This window comes from uncultured Actinomyces sp. (genome assembly GCF_963526355.1).
Lineage (GTDB): Bacteria > Actinomycetota > Actinomycetes > Actinomycetales > Actinomycetaceae > Actinomyces.
The window spans coordinates 1-17,265 of the sequence record NZ_CAUROW010000047.1 but is presented as its reverse complement, the minus strand read 5'-3'; the positions used below and the strand labels follow the sequence as shown (position 1 = coordinate 17,265).

General features: G+C 66.2%; 17 protein-coding genes. 5 read left to right on the top strand and 12 right to left on the bottom strand.

Annotated features, from left to right (window positions below):
- Positions 1-625, bottom strand: a 625-nt coding sequence (locus RWR81_RS09450; protein ID WP_314457164.1) for a DUF2142 domain-containing protein, incomplete at its 3' end; no start/stop codon positions are given.
- 152 nt (positions 626-777) lie between these two features.
- Between RWR81_RS09450 and rfbA the strand changes: the two genes are divergently transcribed.
- From rfbA to RWR81_RS09435, 3 genes are all read left to right on the top strand, one after another.
- On the top strand, positions 778-1,650 hold the full coding sequence (gene rfbA / locus RWR81_RS09445; RefSeq protein WP_314457163.1) for a glucose-1-phosphate thymidylyltransferase RfbA: 873 nt from the start codon (positions 778-780) through the stop codon (positions 1,648-1,650).
- Positions 1,651-1,840: 190 nt separating this feature from the next.
- A complete protein-coding gene (locus tag RWR81_RS09440) occupies positions 1,841-3,658 on the top strand; it encodes a phosphotransferase (RefSeq protein WP_314457161.1) in 1,818 nt (605 codons plus the stop codon).
- 150 nt (positions 3,659-3,808) lie between these two features.
- A complete protein-coding gene (locus RWR81_RS09435; RefSeq protein ID WP_314457160.1) occupies positions 3,809-4,690 on the top strand; it encodes a glycosyltransferase in 882 nt (293 codons plus the stop codon).
- A gap of 21 nt (positions 4,691-4,711) precedes the next feature.
- Here RWR81_RS09435 and RWR81_RS09430 read toward each other — a convergent pair whose 3' ends face one another.
- The 11 genes from RWR81_RS09430 to RWR81_RS09380 all read right to left on the bottom strand — a co-directional run bounded on the left by RWR81_RS09430 (position 4,712) and on the right by RWR81_RS09380 (position 15,339).
- A complete protein-coding gene (locus tag RWR81_RS09430; protein ID WP_314457158.1) occupies positions 4,712-5,002 on the bottom strand; it encodes a hypothetical protein in 291 nt (96 codons plus the stop codon).
- A 148-nt stretch (positions 5,003-5,150) separates the two neighbouring features.
- Positions 5,151-5,486, bottom strand: a complete 336-nt coding sequence (locus tag RWR81_RS09425) for an acyltransferase family protein (RefSeq protein WP_314457156.1) — start codon at positions 5,484-5,486, stop codon at positions 5,151-5,153.
- Between the two features lie 41 nt (positions 5,487-5,527).
- A complete protein-coding gene (locus RWR81_RS09420; RefSeq protein ID WP_399498331.1) occupies positions 5,528-6,775 on the bottom strand; it encodes a lipopolysaccharide biosynthesis protein in 1,248 nt (415 codons plus the stop codon).
- A gap of 21 nt (positions 6,776-6,796) precedes the next feature.
- Positions 6,797-7,753, bottom strand: coding sequence for a LicD family protein (locus tag RWR81_RS09415; RefSeq protein WP_314457152.1), 957 nt, complete (start codon positions 7,751-7,753; stop codon positions 6,797-6,799).
- 87 nt (positions 7,754-7,840) lie between these two features.
- Positions 7,841-9,709 (bottom strand): DUF2142 domain-containing protein, encoded by a 1,869-nt coding sequence (locus RWR81_RS09410; RefSeq protein ID WP_314457150.1) that lies wholly within the window; start codon positions 9,707-9,709, stop codon positions 7,841-7,843.
- 4 nt (positions 9,710-9,713) lie between these two features.
- Positions 9,714-10,595 carry a glycosyltransferase family 2 protein gene (locus RWR81_RS09405; protein ID WP_314457148.1) on the bottom strand — a complete coding sequence of 294 codons (882 nt, stop codon included), beginning with the start codon at positions 10,593-10,595 and terminating at the stop codon, positions 9,714-9,716.
- 121 nt (positions 10,596-10,716) lie between these two features.
- The gene (gene glf, locus RWR81_RS09400) at positions 10,717-11,877 is read right to left on the bottom strand and encodes a UDP-galactopyranose mutase (RefSeq protein WP_314457146.1); all 1,161 of its coding nucleotides are present in this window, start codon (positions 11,875-11,877) and stop codon (positions 10,717-10,719) included.
- A 13-nt stretch (positions 11,878-11,890) separates the two neighbouring features.
- Positions 11,891-12,277 (bottom strand): DUF2304 domain-containing protein, encoded by a 387-nt coding sequence (locus RWR81_RS09395; protein WP_314457144.1) that lies wholly within the window; start codon positions 12,275-12,277, stop codon positions 11,891-11,893.
- The gene (locus RWR81_RS09390; RefSeq protein ID WP_314457142.1) at positions 12,274-13,029 is read right to left on the bottom strand and encodes a glycosyltransferase family 2 protein; all 756 of its coding nucleotides are present in this window, start codon (positions 13,027-13,029) and stop codon (positions 12,274-12,276) included. Before RWR81_RS09390 ends, RWR81_RS09395 begins: the two co-directional genes overlap by 4 nt.
- A gap of 90 nt (positions 13,030-13,119) precedes the next feature.
- The gene (locus RWR81_RS09385; RefSeq protein WP_399498327.1) at positions 13,120-14,037 is read right to left on the bottom strand and encodes an SDR family oxidoreductase; all 918 of its coding nucleotides are present in this window, start codon (positions 14,035-14,037) and stop codon (positions 13,120-13,122) included.
- Positions 14,038-14,217: 180 nt separating this feature from the next.
- A complete protein-coding gene (locus RWR81_RS09380; protein ID WP_314457138.1) occupies positions 14,218-15,339 on the bottom strand; it encodes a glycosyltransferase family 1 protein in 1,122 nt (373 codons plus the stop codon).
- 196 nt (positions 15,340-15,535) lie between these two features.
- Between RWR81_RS09380 and RWR81_RS09375 the strand changes: the two genes are divergently transcribed.
- Both RWR81_RS09375 and RWR81_RS09370 read left to right on the top strand, forming a co-directional pair.
- Positions 15,536-16,648 (top strand): glycosyltransferase family 1 protein, encoded by a 1,113-nt coding sequence (locus RWR81_RS09375; protein WP_314457165.1) that lies wholly within the window; start codon positions 15,536-15,538, stop codon positions 16,646-16,648.
- Positions 16,645-17,265, top strand: a 621-nt coding sequence (locus tag RWR81_RS09370; protein ID WP_314457136.1) for a glycosyltransferase, incomplete at its 3' end; no start/stop codon positions are given. The genes RWR81_RS09375 and RWR81_RS09370, both read left to right, overlap by 4 nt.

The window sequence follows — 17,265 nt, the reverse complement described above, 5'->3', positions numbered from 1 at the left end:
CACCTGCCGGGTTGACCGCGCCGCCCAGGCACACGGCGCTCGGCGTGAGCACCCCCAGGACCGCGACCGACGGCCGGCCGCCCCCGGCGCACCACAGGCCGGCCACCCCCAGGGTGGCCAACGAGGCGCAGACGAGCGACGTCAGCACCCGCATCGCGTACCAGGCGGCCGGGCCGTCCAGCAGCCGGGTCACCCAGCCCGTCAGGAGGTAGTAGACGGGCGGGTAGTTCGCAGCGGAGGTACTCACTACGACCCGCCCGGATGAGTGGGAGGGTATGGGACTGACGCAGGACTCCGGGGTCTCGGGATGCCAGAACAGACAGGCGGCACCATCCTGGACACCGCCGTAGGAGGAGGGGACGACGACGTCGTGCCGGATCTGCTGCCCGGACGCGCCGGAGGCGGCGGCACGGTGCCCCTCGACGAGGACCTGGCCGCGGGCGACGGCGGCCGCATAGGTGGCGTGACTCGTCTCATCGACCTGAGCCCTCAGGGGGACGAGCAGCGTCCAGGCGGCCGAGAGCAGGAGCATCGCGAGGAAGACACCGACCAGGACGGGGCTGGGCGCGCAACCACCGGCACCCGAGCCGCCGTCGGAGGACGACGTCCGCCGAGGGAGCCGCATCGCATTCCCCTTCCCCGAGGTGGACCGGAGCGCCGCACTGGCGTCTCGGACACGAGTGTGCCCGAGACGAACGTGCCGCGCACCACCGACATGTGCGACCGAATCATCCGACGGTGGCACCATTGAGAGCCGGGATGGGTCATGCTTGGAGCATGCGAGGAATCATTCTGGCCGGAGGCTCCGGCACGCGACTCAACCCGATCACCCTGGGGACCTCCAAGCAGCTGGTACCCGTCTACGACAAGCCGATGATCTACTACCCACTGAGCACCCTCATGCTCGCCGGGATCCAGGACGTCCTCATCATCACCACCCCTCACGACGCCCCCTCCTTCCACCGCCTCCTGGGCGACGGTTCCCAGCTCGGCGTCAACCTGTCCTACACCGTCCAGCAGGAGCCCAACGGCCTGGCCCAGGCCTTCGTCCTGGGCGCCGACTTCATCGGCGCCGAGAGCGCCGCCCTGGTCCTGGGCGACAACATCTTCTACGGCCCCGGCATGGGCACCCGGCTGCGTCATCACACCAACCCCGACGGCGGCGTCGTCTACGCCTACCAGGTCGCCGACCCCACCGCCTACGGCGTTGTCGAGTTCGATGAGGACTTCAAGGCGATCTCCATCGAGGAGAAGCCGACCCGTCCCCGCTCCACCTACGCCGTCCCGGGCCTGTACTTCTACGACAACGACGTCGTCGAGATCGCGAGGAACCTCAAGCCCTCGGCCCGCGGCGAGTACGAGATCACCGACGTCAACCGCACCTACCTGGAGGCCGGCAGGCTCACCGTGGAGGTCCTCCCCCGCGGCACCGCCTGGCTCGACACCGGAACCTTCGACTCCCTGGCCGACGCCACCAGCTTCATCCGCACCGTCCAGCACCGCCAGGGTCTCAACATCGGCGTCCCCGAGGAGGTCGCCTGGCGCATGGGCTTCATCGACGACGACGGCCTGCGCCAGCGGGCCGAGCCCCTGGTCAAATCCGGCTACGGCGCCTACCTGCTGGGCCTGCTGGAGCACCAGCAGGCCTGAGCCGGGCCCCGGTCGCCGGGACCTTCCCAAGGCTCGTGGGCATGTGGCTCACACCGACGCCACCCGCCCACGAGCCGCGCGAGCCCAGACGTGCCCACAAGAGTCCACCTCAACAGTTCAGTTTCCCTCTCAATCTGCTATCTTCGAACATCGAAGCAGCTCTCGATAAACTGAACGGATGGTGGGACCGATGGCAGACGCCCTGTCACGCTCGCAGTTCGACGTGCTCTACGCCCTCCTGCGGGCCGATGGCGCACTCACTCAGCGCCAGATCCAGGAGTCCACCGGCATGTCCCTGGGACGAGTCAACGCCGCCGTCCGCGAGTGCGAGGCGGCCGGACACATCCAGGAGCGCCGCCTGACCGAGGCGGGCCGGGCGGCTCTGGAGCCCCACCGGGTGAGCAACGCCGTCATCATGGCGGCCGGCCTCTCCCAGCGCTTCGCCCCGATCTCCTACGAGCGCCCCAAGGGGATGCTGCGCGTGCGCGACGAGGTCCTGGTCGAGCGGCAGATCCGCCAGCTGCACGAGGCCGGCATCACGGACGTGACGCTCGTGGTCGGCTACAAGAAGGAGTACTTCTTCTACCTGGCCGAGCAGTTCGGCGTGAGGATCGTCGTCAACGACGACTACGTCTCGCGCAACAACAACGGTTCCCTGTGGCTGGTACGCGACATCCTGGAGAACACCTTCATCTGCTCCTCCGATGACTACTTCACGGACAACCCCTTCGAGTCGCACGTCTACAAGGCCTACTACTCAGCCCAGTACGTCGAGGGCCCCACCGAGGAGTGGTGCATCACGACCGGGGCGGGTGAACGGATCACGGATGTCGAGGTCGGAGGGGCCGACGCCTGGGTCATGCTGGGCCACGTCTACTTCGATCGGGCCTTCTCCGCCGCCTTCCGGCGGATCCTGGAGGAGGTCTACCACCTGCCGGAGACGGCGCCCAAGCTGTGGGAGGCGATCTACATCGAGCACGTCAAGGAGCTCGACATGGTCATGCGCCGTTACCCCGAGGGCATGATCAACGAGTTCGACTCGGTCGACGAGATCCGCTCCTTCGACCCCAAGTTCATTGAGAACGTGGACTCCGAGGTCTTCGATCACATCTCCGAGGCCCTGGGGTGCCGCAAGACGGAGATCTCTGGTTTCTATCCCCTCAAGCAGGGGCTGACGAACCTGTCGTGCCACTTCGCCGTGGACGGTGAGGAGTACGTCTACCGCCATCCCGGTGTCGGCACCGAGGAGATCGTCGATCGCCATGCCGAGGCGGCCGGTCTGCGCCTGGCCCGCGAGCTCGGCCTGGACACGACCTTCGTGGCCGACGACGACGTGAGGGGATGGAAGATCTCAAGGTTCGTGCCCCGAGCCCGCAACCTCGACCCCTCCAACGCCGACGAGCTCAGACGGGCCATGCGCATGGCCCGCAGCCTGCACACCTCCGGCAGGGAGCTTGAACGGGACTTCGACTACATTCGGGAGGCCCTGCACTACGAGCAGCTGGTTGAGCGTCACCACCCCATCGACGTGCCCGACTACGTCGAGCTGCGCACCAAGGTCATGCGCCTCAAGGCCCACGCCGATACCGACGGCTTCGAGCGGGTACCCAGCCACAACGACTTCTTTCCGCCGAACTTCCTGGTGTCCGCCGACGGCCACATCGATCTCATCGACTGGGAGTACGCGGGCATGTCCGACGTCGCCAGCGACTTCGGGACCCTGGTGGTATGCACGCAGATGAGCGTCCGGCGAGCCGACGAGGCGATCGGCTACTACTTCGACCGCACCCCCACCGCAGGCGAACGCCGCCACTTCTGGTCCTACGTGGTCTTCGCCGGCTGGTGCTGGTACGTGTGGGCCCTGGCCAAGGAGGCCGAGGGCGACGACGCCGGCCAGGACGTCTTCACTTACTACCGCCACGTCACCGATTACGTCGATGCCCTGCTGTCCTGGTACGAGAACGGCGATGAGGCAGTGCCGAGGATCCTCGCCGGTGGCGCGGGCTGACCGGAACCGATCCCGGCCGGATCGACCGGAACCAATCGGGTGATTCACATCGGCCATTCGGACACGCCGCGTCTCAAAGGTGACTAAACTGCTGCTTCGCCGCAAAAACGTACAGTCGGACAGTCGGTGATCATCGTGACGAGGAGAGCCATGCTCGACATCATGCTCCCGTTCTGGGGCGAGCCCCGGTACCTGTATGAGACGGTTGAGGCCGTCCTGAACCAGACCGATGAGCGCTGGCACCTGACCGTCGTCGATGACTGCTACCCGGATCCCGATGTCCCTCAGTACTTCAAGCGTCTGGGCCATCCCAGGGTCGTCTACATCCGCAACGGGAAGAACCTCGGCATCACCGCGAACTACGAGCGCTGCATCGAAATGGCCTCAGCGGACCTGGTGATGCTCCTGGGCTGCGATGACATCATGCAACCCGACTACGTGGCACGCATGCTGACCCTTCATGAGAAGTTCCCGCAGGCGGACATCATCCAGCCCGGGGTCCAGCCCATCGACTCCCGGGGACGCCCCGTGAACCCCCTGACCGACTTGATCAAGCGCGCGGTGATGCCGCGCACGCACCAGCCCCGCCTACTCAGTGGCGAGGAACTGGCCGTCTCCCTGCTCAAGGCCGACTGGCTCTACTGGCCCTCACTGGCCTTCCGCCGCGAAGCACTCGCCTCGACGCCCTTCCGCCCCGGCTTCCCCATCATCCAGGATCTGGCCCTGGTCATCGACATCATCGCGGCCGGAGGGTGCCTCCTGCTCGATCCGCACGTGTGCTTCTCCTACCGGCGCCATGAGGAGTCGGCGTCCTCGACGTCGTTGTTCGACGGAAACAGGTTCGCCGGCGAGCGCACCTACTTCACGCTGGCCTCCCGACTGATGCGACGCAATGGCTGGCACCGGGCCGCGCGCGCGGCGAAACGGCACACGATCTCGCGGGCCCACGCCCTGTCACTGCTGCCGACGGCGCTGCATCGCAGGGACTCGACTGCGCTATGCACCCTGACCACCCATATCCTGGCGCGCTGAAGATCCACCTCTGCTGGGAGCTCAACGGGCCTCTTGGCACAGGTCACCCCAGGGTCTGCACTCCCGGGACCATCGCATGACGGCACGCTCGATACCGAGCCGGCCGGCAACGGTCAGGATGACAGTCGCGACACCGGCCACCAGCAGAAGGAGGGGCAGGCCGTGGCGGCGCATCCCCAACAGGATGAGCGGCTGGAGGACCGGGAAGTGGTAGATGTAGACGCCGTAGGAGATGTCGTGGACCTTGATGATCCTCGGCGTATTCCCGTCCCATGATGAGGTAGCACCCGAACTCGTAGTAGAAGGCCCCACAGGGAGCCGTTCCAGGTCCCGGGATAGGGCACGGTGGCAAACGTGGTGCCGATATTGTAGGTGGAGATGCGCAGCAGAATGTTGGAATAGACGTAGCTGCCGGGCGTGGGCACTGCTCCGAAGTAGCCGTCGAACGTGCCCTTCTCGATCACATGCGCTGCCGGAGCCATGACGAAGGCGACGAAGACGAAGGAGAACAGGAAGCCGGGAAGACGCGGGTGACGCGATTGATGAGGTAAGTGCTGGCGTCAGCGCGCATGCGTGAGCCCGTGATGAGGAAGCCGGAGATGGCGAAGAAGCCGACGACACCCCAGCTGCCAAGGTGCTGCCCGGCCGCCTCGAAGTCGCCCCCGGTCCCGGCAAGGATATCCGCATGGGAGTAGAGGACCATGAAGGCCAGGACGAGCCGGAGCAGGTTGAGGGCGTTGTCGCGGGACCCGAGGTCACGGGGAGCGAATAAACCGGCCAAACGGGTCAGTGGCATGCGGGCCGCCCTATAGGAGCAACCTGGTGCTCTTCTCTCGGTCAGGCACGTCCTCCACCGCTGTGCGCCGCAGTGGATCGCTGCTGGAACAGACCGAAGATGAGGACCAGGAGGGCCATTGCGCAGGCGTAGGAGATGGAGACGCCCAGCAGGCCGTGTGATGGGACCAGGAAGACGAACAGCAGCGTCATCGCCGCGGCTGCGACCGCGTAACCCACGAAGGCGAGTTTCTGGAGCCGCATCGTGGTCAGGGCGTAGTAGAGGACAACGCTGGCGGCGTTCATCGCCCCGCCGAGGACCAGGACCATGAGCTCGGTGCGGAACATGGAGACGTCCTTGCCGTAGACCAGGCCCAGAATAGGAGCGCCCGCAAAGAAGGTAACCGTCCCGACGGCGGCGAAGGCTCCGACGGTCGCCATCAGACCACGCCGGATGAGCCGATTGAAACCGGGCAGGTCGGCGTCCACCCACAAGCTCGCCATGGAGGTGAGCAGGGGGCGGAAGACCATGATGGAGAGCAGGTTGATCGCCATGGCCGGCATGAACAGAATGGTGAAGTAGCCCTGCTGGGTGGAGTCGAGGTAGTGCTTGATGGCGAATCGCGGTGCACTCGCCAAGTACATGGAGATGAAGGAGGCCAGGCACAGGGGCAGGCAGACAACCAGCAGCTCCTTGATGAGTCGGGCCTCCCACACGGGCCGTTGAGGGAAGAGGCCACGAGCCCGAGGCACGTAGAGGAGCACCGTGGCTGCGAGGGAGAAGACCAGCGCGACGATCGCCGAGCTCAGCAGGTCACCAGTGACGATGAGCATTCCGGAGAACACCGCCGCTGTCGTCAAAGAGCGCCAGAACCATGACTGCCCGCCGATGTCGAGGCGCCCGGCCCGCTGGAACTCGCAGACATAGACGTCCTCGAAGGCGTCGAAGACGCGCAGGGAGGCGATGAGCACAATGAGCAGCATATCGCTGGGACCGTCGCCGAAGAGCACCGCGTAACCGATGATTCCCAGGATCATGAGCACCACTGTGACGATCCTGGTGGCCAGATAGCTGCCGAAGCTGAATCGGTGCTGCAGATCGGTGACCTGGTAGGGCCTGATCTCGTACATGCCCAGGGGCTGGAACTGCTGCCCGGCCTGATAGGCCAGCCCGAAGACTCCGGCGGCCGCGAGCCCTGCGGAACGGGTGACGACCACTGTCAGGATGACTGTCGCCAGCGACATCATGAATGACGCGGCGGTGTTCCAGAAGTAGTCACGACCGACCTGCGAGGTCTTGCTCTTCCTCACGCGAGGCATGCGCTGCGAGCTTCAGTCGACCGCAGTGCCGGCGGCAGTGCCCGAGGCGGGCGGAGCGCTCGTCTCGGGGGCGGGTTCGGCAACCGCTTCAGCGGCCACCTCGGCGACATCGGCATAAGGCCCGAAGTCGATCTCACAGGGCTTGTGATTGCGGCGCTGCTCCATGGGCGGCAGCTCCATGTAGTCGCCGTAGGAGCGGCGCATCATGGCGTCGTAGTTGCGGGCGACTTTGACGGTGATGTTCTCGAAGGGCATTTCCAGAGGTGGGTAGAGGTCGTCCATGGTGACGGTCCAGTTCTCCGGGTCACGCATGGAGAAGTCGGCCATCCGCCTGGTGGAGACGTGCTCGTAGCTGCGAGCAGCTTTCTCCCAACGCCCCTGCAGGGAGCGCGGCGTGGCCCGCATGAGACGCAGACCCACATGGATCGCGGAGGTGATCGTGTGGATGACCATGCGCTTGGCCCCGGTGATCCCGATGAGGTAAGGGGTGGGCGTGCCCTGAAGGAAGAGGAGGCGTCCCCACAACCAGGTCCTTCGGCTCATCCTGCGGAATGCGCGGACATCGTCGGGGATGTTGTCGACGGGCAGGATGTCCAGAGAGATCGGCATCCGGTAAGCCGACCCCTTGCCGAACTCGGGGATGAGGACAGTGCCCTTCAGACCGAGCTTGGTGAACATGAAGGGGTACTCGGGACGGGTCCGGGTGTTGTCGATCTGGTATCCGGAGGGCAGGGCCGAGGGGGCCTCCTTGAGGAAGCGCTCATAGTCGGCGCGCGTCATGAGCACATCGACGTCGTCGTCCCAGGGGATGAAGCCCTGATGGCGGATCGCTCCGATCATGGTGCCGCCGTAGACGGAGTAGGGGATATCGAGGCGGCGACAGGTGTCGTCGAAGTCCTTGAGCATCTTCAGGAGCAGGGCCTGGATGTGCTTGAGCAGCTCCGGGTCGTCCAACAGCGCTTCAGACACAGTCTGACACTCCTATCGTTTCTCAGCCATGGTTGCGTCGGCCTTTCGCCTCGCCCGCAGGCGATTGTGCCACACCGGCGAGGCGGCTCAGGCCGGTTGCGGTGCGCTCTCGGCCCCGGCCGGAGACCGGCCACTCGGGCCCTTGCCGCCGACCTCGACATCGGAACCCGAGGCCTGACCCACTGCGGCGGGAGCGTCCTGATGAAGATCGTCGGGCGGCACCATGCGCATGAAGAGGATCACCGCACCGACGGCGAAGAGCACCATGGCCGCTCCGGCCCCCCATAGCGGAGCCGGCGGGAGCCAGGAGTCCTTGGTGACGTAGCGCCAGGAGCCGTAGATGCCGTTGATGTAGCGGTGCATCGTGATGATGAGCCCGCCGATGTGCGTGATGACGAACAACAGCGCCCAGGACAACAGCAGACGACGACCTATCGCGAGCTTCTTGTGGGCCAGACGGGAGTGGAGCACGTAGGCCACGAGTACGGGCAGACCGATGAGGACCGGGAAGATGTACCTTCCCTGCCACATCCAGCCGATGACTCTGGCCTCGCGCCCGTGGAGCACCGCGGGAACCAGCACGCAGAAGACGATGCCGGTGCCCATGACCACGATCCGCTCACGCCAGGAGCCCACGGTCCACAGCAGTATCACTGAGGCGACGAAGGCAACGGAGAAGAGGATGACCCACCACATGGGCATAACCGTGTCCATCCACCCGAAGGTCCCGACGATTTGCTGAACGTAGGTGTCCGAGGCGTAGAGCGTCCATTTGAAGACGTAGCGGAAGGTGAGGTGCGGGGCGGCGTCGGGACCGCCCCCGCCCTCCAAGCCGTTGGTGAGCACCACCCAGGCGGATGCACCGACCGTGCCGACGAAAGTGACGAGGATGGGGAGCCAGGAACGCCGGTCCTTGATGACCCGCCAAGTGAATCGCCACGGCTGGAGAGCGACGCAGCTGATGACGATGAGCGCGAGGAAGAACGGAGACAGTCCGCGGGAGTTGGCGAACATGACCGCGATGAGGGCAAGGAGCCACATCCGCCGCCCGAGCCGATCGGAGTTCGGTCTCCGGATGACGAGGAGCAGTTGGCACCACAGGGCGAAGGCGGCGCTGATCTCCAGCGACTGCGGGTTGATGACGCTGCACAGGAACACGGCGGCCGGCGTGACGACGGCAGTCGCCGACACCATCCCTATCGCGGAAATATCCGCCTGCCGAAGCGCCCGGAAGCCCCAGGCGAAGAACAGCGCCGCGATCGTCGCGCTGATGAGGCGCATGAGATAGATGTTGACAAGATTGTCCGGCAGGAAGGACGGCCAGCCGATAAGCGCGTAGTAGAGCGGGTTGTACAGAGCCGCCGGAGACACGAGCCGTAGGGAACCGTCGGGAGTCTCCTGGGTGAAGACTTTGGAGACGTCGCAGATCGATTGCGGCGCGTCCGGATGGAAGGCGTTGCACATGAAGTCCTGCGCATCGCGATACATCTCAGGGATCGTCACCTCCCGGTTGCCCAGGATCTCGGGGTTGGCGATCTGACCGCGAACGGTGGCGACCGCCTTCCACATGTGCGCCGGCTCATCGGCCGCGGCCATCACCGGGGTGTAGAGCGCCCACGCCGCCATCAAGACGAACAGGACCCCGAAAGCCAGCCAGAACACCTGGCGCGGACCGAGGCGTCCGACAGTGAGCAACCAGCGGGTCAGACGACCTCGCGCCACCGCGACCCCCTCAGTAGCCGATCTCAAGTCGGCCACCTCGGCCGTGAGCGCAGGGGCGACATGCGCAGCCGCGGCCTGGACACCAGCCACCGACTCGGCCTCTGTACGGGCTGTGCTGGTACTGAACGCACCATCGACGTCGATCGGGATTTGGGACCCACCGGCTCCGCTCGCGTTGTGACTGGCGTCGGTCGCTGGGCCGGTGAGGGCGTCCTCGGCGTCATGGTGCTTCACAGCGCTACCTTACGATGTGGCGAGCAAGATTCCGTATTCCTGTCCGGTTGTTCACACGCACCGCCCGAGGCAGGAGGGAGCCCGCGTGCAGTCGCGATGACACGTGCAGCCGGGAGACCCTGGCGGCCCTGCGCCATCCGCGCGCCTGCATCTCGGAGGCCATCTGAAGGAAGAAGCGGCGCTCCTCGTCGAAACGCGTTCCCTCCAGGGCGCGCCAGGAGGAGTCGGAGCCGGAATGGCGCCGATACATGAAGGCCAGTGTGGGGTCGTAGAGCAGCCCTTTTCCGCTCATGGCCACGTCGCACACGAGGGCGAGGTCCTGAACGACGTCATAGCCCTTGCGGAAGCCGATCCCCAGAATGGTCTCGGCACGCCAGGCCAGGGACGGGAAGTAGAGCCAGTCCCCCCTGAGGACCGAGACCGCGAACCGCTCCCCGGTCAGCAGCTGGGCGGACCCGCCCCGAGGCATGTAGAAGCGCTTGACCTTCTCCACCATGGTATTCGACTGCGCGCCGGCCTCGTTGATCACCACGACGCCAGGCTGGAACACGCCGGCTCTCGGATACCGCTTCGCGGCATCGACGAGCCAATCGACATAGTTCGGCAGCATGACGTCGTCGGCCCCCATCACCTGGACCAGCGGGTTCTCCACGAACGTAAGGCACTTGCGGTAGTTGGCGTTGGCGCCAAGATTCTTCTCATTGCGCTCATAGGTGATGCGCGAGTCATCAAGCGACTCGAACCACCCAGGAATGGAGTCATCGGGATATCCGTCGTCGACGACGATCAGCCGCCAATGAGGATTCTCCTGCCGCAGGACACTACGGACGGCCTCCTTCATCATGGCGACATCACCATAATAGGGGAGCAAAATATCAACAGTCATGAGATCCCTTCCTCTAACACAGAAGCTTGGGTGAAATCATATTAACACGTCGGCATCATTCAGAAACAACATCCACGCCCGCCATTGACGTACGGTCAGTTATTTCATGCACTCGACTCCTTCAGTCCCGAGACTGAAAAAGTGGCGAAAGAATATTATCCACCATGGATAAAGCCGCCCCGATGGCCATATGCATGTCCAGGTACTGGTATGTCCCCAGACGACCACCGAAGAAGACCCCCTCCTCACGGTCGGCGAGCTCGCGATAGGCCAGGAGCATCTCCCGGTCCTGAGGGGCGTTGACAGGGTAGTAGGGCTCGTCGCCCTCACCGGCGAAACGCGAGTACTCCTTCATAATGACGGTTCGATCCGTGGGGTAGTCGCGCTCGGGATGGAAGTGCCGAGGCTCGATGATGCGGGTGTAGGCGACATCGGCATCCGGATAGTTCATGACACTTGTGCCCTGGAAGTCGCCAGTGGGCGGGTACTCGGTCTCCAAGTCGATGGTTCGCCACGACAGCGTGCCCTGCGAGTAGTCGAAGTAGCGGTCGACCGGACCGGTGTAGACAACGGGAACCCGACCTCTGAGGGCGTCTCGATGGTGAGGCTGGGAGGTGTCGAAGAAATCCGTGTTGAGACGGACATCGATCAAGGGGCTGTCGGCCATCCTCTCCAGCCAGGCCGTATAACCGTCGGCCGGCAGACCCTCGTACGCGTCATTGAAGTACCTGTTGTCATAGGTGTAGCGCACGGGGAGGCGGGAGATGATCGAGGCGGGCAGGTCCTTGGGATCCGTCTGCCACTGCTTGCCGGTGTACTCCTTGATGAAGGCCTCGTACAGGGGGCGGCCGATGAGGGAGATGCCCTTGTCATTGAGGTTCTCCGGGTCCTGGCCCGCCAGCTCGCCGGCCTGTTGGGCGATGAGGGCGCGAGCCTCGTCCGGGGAGTAGGCCGCGGAGAAGAACTGGTTGATCGTCCCCAGATTGATCGGCATCGGATAGACGACGCCGTCATGATTCGTGAAGACGTGGTGGACGTAGGACGTGAAGGAGGTGAATCGGTTGACGTACCTCCACACGCGCTCATTCGAGGTGTGGAAGAGATGAGCGCCATACTTATGAACTTCGATACCGGTGCGAGGATCGATCTCAGAGTAAGCGTTTCCACCGATGTGGTGCCGACGCTCCAGAATGAGCACCGACAGCCCCAACTCATTGGCGCAGCGCTCCGCAACGGTCAGACCGAAAAGACCCGAACCGACAACAACGACGTCATAACTCATGTATGTCTCTCAATCAAGATGGATCGGTGGAGGAATCCTCGCGAGAAGTCCTGGAATCGGACTTCAACGAGTCAATCTCCGCCCGGAGAAAGGCGATCTCCTCGGTTAAACGGCGACGCTCCTCATCAGACTGCGACAGGTCGACGCTGAATCGGAGCGAGAGCAGGAGCATGATGACTCCGGCAAGGAAGAAGGCGAGATTCAGCGGTACCTGGACACCGACGAGGTGGGCCGCCTCATCCAGGACGCGAGGGAAGATCGAGATGACAGCCACCGCGATTGCGATAACCAGCCACCAGGTGGCGTAGCGCTCCTTCATCCCCTGATTACGCATCCTGACAAAGATGCCGAACAGGACGATGAAGGCGAAGACGACTCCCAGCCAGTAGGTGCTTGTCATCCCTGGACCTCTCTGACTTCCGGCGTCCTGAACTGCGAGCTCGGTCGGCTCAGCGCCACGCCCAGGGCGAGGAATGCCCGGATGAGGAACCGCGCGGCCTTGAGGGGGCTATGGGACGGGGTGCCGCCGGCTCTCGGGCGCATGACGACGGCGGCCTGACGGATACACAGACCCGAGCGCCTGGCGATGACCAGTGCCTCGATGGTGTCGCCGAGGTACTCGGCCGGGTAGTCATGGGCAAAGAGGTGGATGGCGCGCTGATTGGCGAGCTTGAAGCCGGAGGTCGTGTCCGTCAACCGAGTACCGCAGACTCGCGAGAGGATGACGGACAGGAGCTTCATCGCCCACTGACGAGGGCCGCGCACCTTGTAGTCGCCCTTACCGGCGAAACGGGCACCGATGACCAGGTCGGCGGCCTCTGCCCGGGCCGCGTCGAAGAGGGTGTCGATCTCTGCCGGGTCGTGCTGACCATCGGCGTCGAGCTGGATGGCCCGGCGATAGCCGTGGCGCTCCGCATAGAGGTAGCCGGCGCGCATCGCTCCCCCCACCCCGAGGTTCAGCGGTAGGTCGAGGACGGCCGCACCGGCCTCACGGGCGATGCGGGCCGTGGCATCGGTGGAGCCGTCAGAGACAACGAGGACATCGACTTTGTCCCCCGCGACGCGCAGGACCTCCTCAATCACCGAACCAATGACGGCGGCCTCGTTCCAGGCCGGCATGATCGCCAAGGAATCGTGCTTAACGGTGACCATGAAACCCCGAAACTCCTCCTACCCTCGATCTGAAGCATCTCTACGTGGCCGCCCCGCAGCCCTTTCACATCCGGGCCCGGCCGAATGGACTCAGGCAAGAAGCTCGTTGAGATAGTCCTTCAGCCGCTCCATGGAGTCGGCGGGGGTGAAGCCGGCGGCCTCGATCTTGGCGAGGTCCAGGACGGAGCTGAGGGGACGAGGCGCGACCCCCTCCCGACCGGCGTAGTACTCCTCGGTGGTGACAGAGGTGACCTCATCGGAGCTGCGGCCGGCGCGCTCATAGACGCGTTTGGCGATGTCCGCCCAGGAGACGACCGGTCCCCCACCGGAGAGGTTGTAGGTGCCGAACTCGGCCCCCGAGGTGAGCAGGTGGACGATGCCTGCGGCCAGATCGGAGGCGAAGGTGAGGCGACCGGTCTGGTCGGCGACGACGCTCGGAGTGACGCCGCGCCCAGCCAGCGAGAGCATCGTCTTGACGAAGTTCTCACCGTCTCCCACCACCCAGGAGGTCCGCACCAGGTAGTGGCGCGGGCAGACGCTGATAGCGGCGTCACCGGCGGCCTTGGACTGACCGTAGACGCCCAGCGGTGAAGGAGTCTCCGCCTCCGTGTGGACGACCGTGGCGCCGTCGAAGGTGTACTCGGAGGATATGTGTACCACGATCAGGCCGTGCCGGACGGCCGCCCGAGCCAAGTTGACCGGCCCCACCGTATTGGCCCGCCAGGACAGGCGGCGCCCCTCGGGGGTCTCAGCGCCGTCGACGTCGGTCCAGGCGGCGGCGTTGATGACGACGTCGTAGCGCGACCAGTCCCAGACCTCCATGGCGGCCGTGTCCGAGATGTCCGCCTCCGGCAGGTCGACGCCGGTGGGCACGAACCCGGCCTGCGGAAGCAGAGACATGAGCGCACGCCCCAGTTGCCCGTTGGCACCGGTGACGAGAACACGCCGCATCCCCGCTCCAGGCGAAGCATGCGCTTCCTCGACCTCAGAAGACCTGGACTCGTCCACTAGCCGGCATTTCCTTCCCAACGCTCCACGACGGGCCTGTTCAATGCAAGGGGCCCGCTGGGGAGTCTACACGAGCGGACCACCGATCATGACAGCCATGGCGGTGGTGCGGAGGGCGGAAAGGAGGTGGAACGTGGAACAGGGACTCTTCGCCTCGCCGCGCACACCGAGTTCCCGAGCCTACCGCGCCATGGCGGCGCGGTAGGCCTCGACATGCGCCTGAGCGGAGGCCCTCCAGGTGAACTCGTCGGCCCGCTCGGCAGCGGCGACCCCCAGGGCCCGGCGTCGCTCGGGGTCGGCGTCGAGGACCACCAGGGCCCGAGCGATGGCCTGGGCGTCCGCCCCGCAGTAGGCGACGGCGTCCCCGCCGACCTCCGGCAGGCTCAGCTCACGGGTGGTGAGTACGGCCGCTCCGCAGGCCATCGCCTCCAGCACCGGCAGCCCGAAGCCCTCACCGATGGAGGGGTAGGCCAGGATCTCGCAACCCGACAGGAACCCGGGCAGGTCCTTCAGGGGCAGGTAGCCGGGCCGCAGGACGGTCAGGTACGGAGGGACCTCGGCCAGAGCCGGCTCGATGTCGGCGTCCCAGCCGGGGCCGCCGGCCAGGACCAGGGCCGGGGCATCGTCGGAGTCACGGAAGACGTCCACCCAGGCGCGCACCAGGTTGGGGACGTTCTTCCGGGGCTCCAGGGTGCCCAGGAAACCGATGTACCGCCTGCCCTCCAGTCCGAGGGAGGCGGCCACACGGGCACGCTCGGCATCGTCGACCGGGTGGAACACGGAGGTGTCCACACCGTGATAAGCGACGTGGAAGCGCCCTGGGTCCCCACCGGCGTACTTGACGGTCTCATCACGGGTGGCCAGGGACGGCACGACGAGCGCGTCGGCCCGGCGCACAGCCCGGCGGATGGCACGGGTGAAGAACTTCTGCTTGAAGGGCGAGTGCGCCTGCGGGTGGGAGAAGAAGGTGGCGTCGTGGAGGGTGACGACCACGGGTACCTGGTGCAGGGCGGGGAAGGTGTAGTGGGGCGAGTGCAGGACGTCGGGACGGATCCGGTGGATGAGGGCCGGCAGCCCCGTCTGCTCCCAGGCCATCCGGGCACCACGCGACTCCATGGACTCCGACACCGGGAAGAGGTGGGCGCGGGGCGTCTTGGCGGAGAAGTGCGCCACATCCCGCTGCTGGACGGCCAGGGCCAGGTTGACGCCGGAGGCGATGAGCTCGGGTACGAGGTCGTCGACATAGCGGCCCACGCCTCCAAGATCGGCCGGGATCGCCGTCGCATCGAGAAGAACCTTCATGGACGCAGGCTACCGCGCCGCGCGCGGCCACCCGTACCCTGAGCCCATGAGCGCAGTCCACCCACGCCCGGCTCACTCCCCGGCCCCTCCCCCCTCCCCCACCGTCCGCCGCACTTCCGGCACCGGTCCGGGCTCGGACTCCACGGCCTCCGGCTCCGATCACCCCCATCGCCCCGGCCGCCCCCGAGGCCCACGAGTGGGCCTGGTGGTCGAGCAGCTGTGGCAGCCCGTGCCGGGCGGCTCCGGCACCTACATCGCCGAGCTGACCAAGGCTCTGCGCGCCCGGCAGGTGCCCGTGGCGGGGATCGCCGCCCGCCGCCAGACGGCCCTGTCCACTCGGGAGGCGGGTCTGCCGCCGATGCCGGTGCGCCGCTCCCATCTGCCGCGTACCGCCCTGTACGAGTCCTGGAACCGCCTGGGACTGCCGCGTGCCGAGTCCATCCTGCCCGGCGCCCAGCTCATCCATGCCACCACCTGGGCCCTGCCGGCCACCTCGCTGCCGATGGCAGTCACCGTGCACGACTTGGCCTTCCTGCGTGCCCCCGAGCACTTCACCCCCCGCGGCAACGCCTACTTCAACCGCTCGCTGGAGCGCGTGGTCTCCGAGGCCAGCGCCATCATCGTCCCCTCCCAGGCCACAGCCGACGACTGCATCGCGGCCGGGATCGACGCCGCTCGCCTCTACGTCATCCCGCATGGGGTGCGTGCCCGCGCCGTCACCGACGGCCAGATCGAGGGCTTCCGCACCACCCGGGGCCTCACGCGCGACTACATCCTGTGGACGGGCACGCGAGAACCGCGCAAGAACCTGCTGGGACTGCTGCGGGCCTTCGTGATCCTGATCGAGGAGCATGACGACGCCGGCGACCTCGACCTGGTCCTGGTCGGTCCGGCCGGATGGGGCGACGACGCCGTCGAGCGCGCGCTGCTGGCCCGTCTGGGCGAGCGCGTCCACGTCACCGGCAGACTCGACGACGACGAGCTCGCAGCCGCCTACAGCGGCGCGCGCGCGTTCTGCTTCCCCTCCATCTGGGAGGGCTTCGGCCTGCCGGTCCTGGAGGCCATGGCCTACGGCGCCCCGGTGGTCACCAGCGCCGGAACCTGCATGGCCGAGGTGTGCGGGGAGGTCGGCCTGCTGGCCGACCCCGCCTCGCCCCGTGAGATCGCGGACCGACTCGCCCAGGCCATCGGCCCGGCCCACGACGAGCTGGCTCAGGCGGGCCGCGAGCGCGCCCGGACCTTCACCTGGGACGCCTGCGCCGCCGCGCACACAGAGGTGTACAACGCCCTCATCGGGGGTGTGGTGTGACACAGCTCGTCAGGCGTCCCTCGGCACGCGTCGTCATCGTCAACTGGCGTCGGGCCGAACTGACGATCCGGGCGGCCCGCTCGATCACTGGGCAGCTGGGGGACGGTGACGCGCTCGTCGTCGTCGACAACGCCTCTGGGGATGGTTCAGCCGAGCGTCTGAGCCGGGAGGGCCTGACGGTGGTCCGGTCGAGCCGCAACCTGGGCTTCGGCGCAGGCGTCAACCTCGGGGCCCGAGGCATGAGCGAGGACGTCCTGGTCCTGCTCAACAATGACGCGGTGGCCGAGCCCGGCTTCCTGGAGGCGATCCTGGCGCCCCTGAGCGATCCACCGGCCGCGCCGACTACACCGGCTACACCGCCCATACCGACCAAGTCCGCCCGGAAGACCTCTCCGCGGACGGCGTCAGCATCCACCCCGGCCGCGGCGACCGCACGGATCCTGCTGGCCGGCCGCTGGCAGCCGGCCGGCCCCGGCCAGGAGGCGCTGGTCTCGCCGCGCACCGGCAGGTGGGCCCGGGTCGACGACGAGGCCGCCGACCGCGGTGAGGGCGAGGTCCTGGTCAACTCCACGGGCAACCTCGTGGACGCCTCCGGCAACGGCTACGACCGCGACTGG

What these genes read in the sequence shown, in the direction of transcription:
- glf (WP_314457146.1), bottom strand. Translation starts at nt 11,877, where the DNA reads ATGAGTTATGACGTCGTTGTTGTCGGTTCGGGTCTTTTCGGTCTGACC.
- rfbA (WP_314457163.1), top strand. Translation starts at nt 778, where the DNA reads ATGCGAGGAATCATTCTGGCCGGAGGCTCCGGCACGCGACTCAACCCG.
- RWR81_RS09395 (WP_314457144.1), bottom strand. Translation starts at nt 12,277, where the DNA reads ATGACAAGCACCTACTGGCTGGGAGTCGTCTTCGCCTTCATCGTCCTG.
- RWR81_RS09435 (WP_314457160.1), top strand. Translation starts at nt 3,809, where the DNA reads ATGCTCGACATCATGCTCCCGTTCTGGGGCGAGCCCCGGTACCTGTAT.
- RWR81_RS09440 (WP_314457161.1), top strand. Translation starts at nt 1,841, where the DNA reads ATGGCAGACGCCCTGTCACGCTCGCAGTTCGACGTGCTCTACGCCCTC.
- RWR81_RS09425 (WP_314457156.1), bottom strand. Translation starts at nt 5,486, where the DNA reads ATGCCACTGACCCGTTTGGCCGGTTTATTCGCTCCCCGTGACCTCGGG.
- RWR81_RS09405 (WP_314457148.1), bottom strand. Translation starts at nt 10,595, where the DNA reads ATGACTGTTGATATTTTGCTCCCCTATTATGGTGATGTCGCCATGATG.
- RWR81_RS09390 (WP_314457142.1), bottom strand. Translation starts at nt 13,029, where the DNA reads ATGGTCACCGTTAAGCACGATTCCTTGGCGATCATGCCGGCCTGGAAC.
- RWR81_RS09380 (WP_314457138.1), bottom strand. Translation starts at nt 15,339, where the DNA reads ATGAAGGTTCTTCTCGATGCGACGGCGATCCCGGCCGATCTTGGAGGC.